Raw genomic sequence first — 6,775 nt, 5'->3', positions numbered from 1 at the left:
CTATTAAGGGCATGAAGTTTGAATATACCGAGTCCGAACTGGCTGGTGAACTGGTTCCCTTCTATGTCACTGCTTTGATTGACGATGGCAAGGACTTGAGCCTGTCTCCGGACGACGCTGTTAATGAGGGCTATACTCTGTCTGCTGATGGCCTGACTCTGTATGTAAAGAATAAAAAGGGCGAACTGGAAATGATTCTTCCTTCTAACCCGCGTACCATTGGCTCAACTGGTGTGGATACCATCTATGCAACGGTGGATTTCGCTGCTGCAACAGAAACAAAGACTTATACCATCAAGACCATTAGCTCTAGTGGTACTCCGGCTACTATTGAATTCTACCTGCCTCGCCTCGCTTTCACCGATTCTCTCTATAAGGCTCAGTCCATCACCGGTGCTTCCAAAAATGAGAATGGTGAATACGAAGAATTTTTAGTAGGAGGCTTCGCAGACTTGTATGTACACGCTCTGGATCCCTATGGTAACCTCTGCGAAAAGTGCAACTTCGCATTGAGCCTGGGTTCTGAAACTTCCGCAAAGATTGAACCTCAGGCTGGTGTAGATCTGGCTGTGGAAGGCGGTAAGGGTGTTGTTCCTGTTCGCTCTCTGAAGGAATATCGTTATTATGCAGAAGGCTGCGTTGCAGATCCGTCTAACCCGAAGGATGACTGCGGTCCTGCAACCATCTCTGTCATTGCTACCATGAACGGTGCTGTGAAGGCTGTTTATAACCCGATCTTCTTCCGCGAACCTTCGGTGCCCTATCCAATTTTGGCTGATGTCTTTGACGTGCATGGGATGATTTCTGAAACGGAAATGGATATTCCCTCGCCTTATTTCAGAGCGAACCAGGAATATTTAGATGGCATTGGAGATTCTGTTTCTGTTTACTATAATCGCCCTCTTCATAAGGACTCTTTGCCATCCTTCCTCTGTTTCCTCTGGGATTCTTCTTCTGCAGAAAAGCTGAATCCTTACGAATTGGGTATTTCCAACAAGGAAACCGACAAGGAAATGTACTGTAATGATTACGTTTCTGGCGATAAGCTGAGCTGTGTTGGCACTCCTGATGCTGATGGCTATTGCACTGCTCACTTGGATGTGGGTGCCCTGAAGCTTTCCAAGACTCCCAAGACAGGCGGATCCGGCAAGGTTTACTCCTGGGTAAAGTTCATGGACAAGGGTAAGCCTGTGACCCAGAGCTTCGCTGGTGATTTGACTGATCGTATGGCTCCGGTGATAGTTTCTGCTCGAGTGACTAAGGTTAGTGAAATTCAGAATCAGTTGATATTGACGATGTCTGAACCAGTTGTTGTTCCGAAGGAACTCGCGAATAGCTTCTCGTTCTATTTGAATTCTGCAAAATCTTTAAGTGAAAGTCAGCGTTTCAAGACGGATGTGGCTGCGCTAAATGTTCAAAATCTCTCTAATCAAATTAGAGCTTACTACAGAAATAGTGGCGTGATTCCTCATGAGGGGGATTATGTTCGCCTAAGCGGAGATTATAATGATGTCTTTTGGTTGGACGAGGCAGATATCAAAGCGGATGCTTATGCTGGTATTCGTCCGTCCAACGATTTGACGGACTATAATTGGAATGCTCCCACTGCCTATAACTCCACTACTCGTTTGCCGTCACCTTGGGTGCGAATTAGTGGCCAGTATGCTGAAAAACCCAGCTTCCATATTGTCATGACCGGTCCCTTCAGGTTTGAAATTATGGTGGATGATAAACTTGCCGTGAAGAAACAAACTTATGCGGTGATGGACTTGTCAGGTAATGTGTTAAGGCAGGGACGTGTTGGCTCTAATGTTAGCGTCTCTCTAGAAAACGCTGGCTACTACATCGTGAAAATTGGCCACCATCATCAGGTGGTGAAATTCAAATAAAAAGAACCCGCGGAATCAAATCCGCGGGCATTTCTGTTATGCTGAATAAACTCAGCATCGGCTACTTTCCGGAGATCTTCTCCACGATGCCGCTGGTGGTTAACAGCTCCGGCAGCACGATCTGCTGGCTTGCATCCCCAGCGGGATAAATGGCGTAGGCGGGAACTCCGGATTTGCCCATTCCCTTCAGGAGGGCGTTCACCTCGGGTGTTTCTCGGGTCCAGTCCGCCTTCACGCGGGCTACCTTTAGGCTGTCCATGGCGTGGGTAAATTCCTCACGGTTCAGGATGGCCGCTTCATTGGCCTTGCAGGTCAGGCACCAGTCAGCGGAAACGTCCACGAAAACGGTACGTCCGGCGGCCTTGAATTCTTCAATCAAGGCGGGACTGTAGCGGTACCATCCGTCTTCCGTCATCTGTTCCGACAGGCGGGCGTTAAAGCGTTCGTCTACCACATTTTCGTAGCGGGGAGCCAACACTCCGAACCAGAGGGCGGCAAGCACGATGATGGAACCTGCAAAGCCTGCCACTTCCTTACCGAAGACACCGCCCGGCGGGGCGATCTTCCCGATGATAAAACTTCCGGCGATAGCCACCGCTGCAACGATGGCGAAAATACCAACGCCTGCGCTGCCTGCTTGTTCGTTTACCACCCAGAGGAGCCATGCGACTGTTGCCAGCAGCAGGATGCCCATGACTTTCTGGAGCTTTACCATCCAGGGGCCCGGTTTCGGGAAAACTTTCAGAACTGCGGGGAATACGCTGACCAGAATGTAGGGGAGGGCAAGTCCCAAGGCCGCTGCCGTAAAGAACAGGAACAGTACGGGGGCGCTTGCGGTAAAGGCGAATCCCATGGCTGTTCCCAGGAAGGGGGCGGAACAGGGAGTGCTCAGCAATACGAGAAGCGCTCCTGTAAAGAAGGCGCCGGCGATACCTGACTTGCGTCCGGCTTCGTCCATCTTGGTGGTAGCACCCCACGGGAGCCACACTTCAAACACGCCAAAGAAACTCATGGCGAATGCGGAGAGAATCACCACCATAAAGGCGATAAAGCCGGGACTCTGGAATTGCATTCCCCAGCCAGCATTGCCTCCGCCGATTTTCACTGCGGTAATGACTGCTGCTAGAGTCCAGAAACTGGCCAGGATGCCTGCTGCAGTACTTGCTCCCAGAACCATCAGGCGGCCGCGACTTTCACCCGCTTGCTTGATCAAGCTAAAGAGTTTCAACGAAAGGACCGGCAGTACGCAGGGCATCAAATTGAGGATGAGACCACCTACGAATGCAAAGAACAGGAGTGCCAATGTGCCGGCGCTGTTCTCTCTCGTTGTATTTTCAGTGTTGTTCTCTTCCGAGGGTGCGCCTGCGCTCACATCTTGAGTTTCAGCGGAAGTGTTCTCGCCAGTAATAGAAGGATCCATCGGGATGGCGAAAGTTTCCTTTTTATTTGCTGAGCCGTCGGAAGCCTGCGCGTCAGCGTCTTGTGCGCGACTCCCGTCCCCGAAAAAATCATTGCCATTTAAGCCGATGGTTTTTTCCGCGGGAGCAAGGCAGATGGAATTGTCACAGGCTTGATAATGGAAGGTGGCCTTGGTGGTCAAGCTGTCGTAACCATCTTCCACGCCATCGATGGGCAGGACTACCTGGAACTTGCCTCGGAATACGAGATTCTCCATGTCCAGGGCTTCGCTATATTCCTTGATGGCTTCGGGCCAAACGGGTTCGCCGAAGGTAATGCCCTTTGCGGACAAGTCAATGGAAGAGGGCTTCAGGAATTCGTCGGCGGCAATATTGGCGTTTACGTGCCAGTTGTCGGGAACCGTAATCTGTACGGTCAGCTTGGATCCGGCCTTTAGGGCGCCTGCGGAATACTCCATGGACATTTCCGGAGGAGGCATGGAATTCATATTGAATTCCTGTGCGAATGCTGTCAAGGGCAGTAACGTAAAAAAAGAGCACCAATAGAGCGAATGCAAACACTTGGTTGCAAAATTTTCAGAACTCTTTACTTTTTCAAATAAATTCATAATTTTATGCTCAACTGAAAGCCTGCTGTCAAAATTCTCGTTTAACTATATGCCTAAACAAGGAATTTTTACAGATGGACCAAACGATAGGATTGGAAATATCTGGCTAAAATACGCCCCTAAAATTTACAAACAATGTTCTTCTCAGACAAAGTCGGAAGAGGCCGCAAAGGATCTTTTTCAAGACGTTGCCCTGAAATTCTGCAGGAATGCCAAGTGCCTGGATTTGGAAACCCCTCTGGAAGGTTGGTTTCGACGGGTGGTTCGCAATACCTACTGTGACCAAATGCGTAGGATTTACGTGGAAACTCCCATGTCCAGCCTTATGGATGAGGCGGGGGAATATAGTGCCGTGCCCAACCACGCGGGCGTATTCTTCCGTGAAAATCAGCGTAAACAGCGTGTCTGTGACCTGGTTAATTTGTTCATGAAGGAGCTGAATCCAGCGGAGAGGATTGTGGTGGAGGGAACATTCATTGCCGGGGTGACTCTTTCTTCCATGTCCCGTGATTTTGGCATGCCACGATGCATTTTGTGGAAACGACGCAATGCGGCGCTGGTAAAATTGCGCAATGGCAGGAGTTCCAGGCTGCTGGATCTTGAAAATCCCGATATACCTGTGTCTGTTTTGGAAAATCCGTCCCATTTGCATCCGTGAAATTTCGTAATTTTAGGGAGTGAAGTTAAAACTCCTTACATTGCTTTCGGGTCTCATGTTGTCAGTTGCCTTTGGCGCTGAAAAGTGGGAAAATTTTTCTAATCCGCTGCCCATCTACAATGCTGTTCCCTTTGGAGGGGACGGCCTGATGATGGCAACCGGCGGCGGTGTCCGTTTTCGTAATCCGACCAATGACTATGTGTACCATTCTGAACATGGTCTGGAATCTTCGGAAATTTATGCCATTGCCTCTTCCGACAAGGGCTACTTCGCCGTGTCCCGCGAAGGACTTGTTTCCGTGATGAATGGAAACGCCTTGAGCTGGCGCGTGGTGAATCGCTCCTACGCGGCGAACAAGCGCGATGTGGTGCCGGGTGCCGCTACCATGGGTAAGGATATTATGACCATCGGTTTTGAGGACCGTCTGGCGTTCTTCAATGCACCCTTGTCCTACTCCGTCTTGACCATTAACCGCATTTGCGACCAGTCCCTGGCAATCAACAAGGTGAATCGCGTCCTTGCCGATGGCGATACCCTGTTCGTCCAGCTGGACAAGGGCATTTATGCTCGCCGTATGGATTGGGACCACATGGATTCCGATATTAATCTGGTGGATCCTGATAGCTGGAAGAAAATTCCTGACGAACGCATTGTGAAGGGACTGGAACCTTGGGATTCTACGAAGGTCGTGGTGGACGGAAAAACTCTGGACGATTCTTCCCTGATGGAACATATTTATGTCTTTGATGACAAGGGCAATGTGGAACGGGAATATGACCGCAGTAAGGTCAAGCAGGTGGTTTCCACAGAGGCTGGCTACTACCTGATTGGTCCCCAGGCTCTTTTCTTCTATGATGGCACTGAAGTTAAGGATATGGTGGAGAATAATTTCTTCCCGCTGTCCGATTCCTACGAAGTGGAAGCCTTCCCTGCAGGCGGTGCTTTCGCTGTATCCACCCAGGGCGAGTTCAGTTTCTATGATGGCCATAGCTGGACCAGCGAGCCGATTTCCATGGGCATCGGTAGCGGATCTACGGGCTTTGGCTCCCGTCTGAAGAACTTTAGCTATCTGCCCGATGGCCATGTTCTGTTCCATGTCTGGGGTATCGCCTATTATGGATATTCCAACTGGGGTACCCGCTGGGATTACGACATGAGTCAGGCCCGTGGCTTGTGCCTGGATTCCTACAATGGTAAGTCTTCCTATGTGATTTCCCTCTCTGTCATTCCCGCTCCGGATAATTCCGGCTTCATTACCATTGCTGGATCTTTCGGCGGTTATAGCCTAGCCTATTTTGATAAGAACGGAAACGTGACTTGCGCCAACCATATTGGAGGCACCTTCAATGCAGCTCCTTTCCATTCCTTCATTAACGAAGATGGTCAGTGGGTGGTGTATGCGGCAACCCGCGGTGAAGAAGGACTTTCTTCTATGGGTGGCTTGGATATTATTACGTTCCCCTCTCCTAAGTCCAATGGTGGGGAACTCTCCCAAATTAGCATTAAGTCTGTGACGAACTCCAGCATTACGGCACCTATCGATATGGTTTATGAACCCGTCCAGAAACGCCTCTGGATGGTGACTGCATCGAGCCTTGTGTATTATGACGAAGAACGCGACACCTTGCTTACTCCTTCCTCCGTAAAGGGCGTGAGCGGTGCTGAATTTACTTCCATTGACCGCGATCCTCACGGCAACCTTTGGGTGGGAACTGCGGACCAGGGTGCCTATATGGTATCTCTCCTGGGCAAGTCTCCTGATACCTTGAAGGCGGTGAACTACACCGCTCGCGAAGGCTTGCTGTGCAATCGTGTCAGTGATATTTCCGTGGACTCTGTCCTGGGTAGAGTCTGGTTCTCCCACGAAATGGGCGTCAGTTCCCTGCAGCAGATGGAAGCCCGCGACGCGTCCAAGTTCATGACGGATTCCGCAAAGGCCGTGCTTGCTTATCCCATTCCTTTCCGTCCCAAGGTTCATAAGAATTTCATCATTGATTACGTGGACGAAAGCGCTGTCATCAGCATCTACAATCGCGGTGGTTCCTTGATTCGTTCCTTCTCCGGAAGCGAAATTGTGGGCGGCCGTGTGACCTGGGACGGCTGTGGTAAGGATGGACGACTGGTGGCTCCGGGTGTTTACTACTACGTGGTAAAGACCTCTTCCAAGGCCAAGAAGGGTAAGTTCATTATCATCCATTAAGG

The 6,775-nt window shown here is 50.2% G+C and carries 4 protein-coding genes; 3 read left to right on the top strand and 1 reads right to left on the bottom strand.

Annotated features, from left to right (window positions below; translation table 11 throughout):
* Nucleotides 1–1,889: hypothetical protein (locus BUB59_RS05965; protein ID WP_234979969.1), on the top strand; the 1,889-nt coding region annotated here is incomplete at its 5' end.
* Between the two features lie 61 nt (nucleotides 1,890–1,950).
* Here the strand turns inward: BUB59_RS05965 and BUB59_RS05960 are convergent.
* A complete protein-coding gene (locus BUB59_RS05960; RefSeq protein ID WP_234979968.1) occupies nucleotides 1,951–3,822 on the bottom strand; it encodes a protein-disulfide reductase DsbD family protein in 1,872 nt (623 codons plus the stop codon).
* Nucleotides 3,823–3,964: 142 nt separating this feature from the next.
* Here BUB59_RS05960 and BUB59_RS05955 point away from each other — a divergent pair, with 142 nt between their 5' ends.
* Complete coding sequence (locus BUB59_RS05955; RefSeq protein WP_073226971.1) at nucleotides 3,965–4,573, top strand: sigma-70 family RNA polymerase sigma factor; 609 nt, start codon at nucleotides 3,965–3,967, stop codon at nucleotides 4,571–4,573.
* A gap of 19 nt (nucleotides 4,574–4,592) precedes the next feature.
* Nucleotides 4,593–6,773, top strand: a complete 2,181-nt coding sequence (locus tag BUB59_RS05950) for a hypothetical protein (RefSeq protein WP_143160255.1) — start codon at nucleotides 4,593–4,595, stop codon at nucleotides 6,771–6,773.
* Nucleotides 6,774–6,775: the final 2 nt, after the last annotated feature.

It is taken from the genome of Fibrobacter sp. UWEL, assembly GCF_900142535.1.
In the GTDB taxonomy this organism is placed as follows: Bacteria; Fibrobacterota; Fibrobacteria; order Fibrobacterales; family Fibrobacteraceae; genus Fibrobacter.
The sequence above is the reverse complement of the archived record's forward strand: the minus strand, read 5'-3'. Positions and strand labels throughout refer to the sequence as shown.

Excerpts from the sequence above, each read along its gene's own strand:
- BUB59_RS05955 (WP_073226971.1), top strand. The coding sequence starts at position 3,965 with ATGCCTAAACAAGGAATTTTTACAGATGGACCAAACGATAGGATTGGA.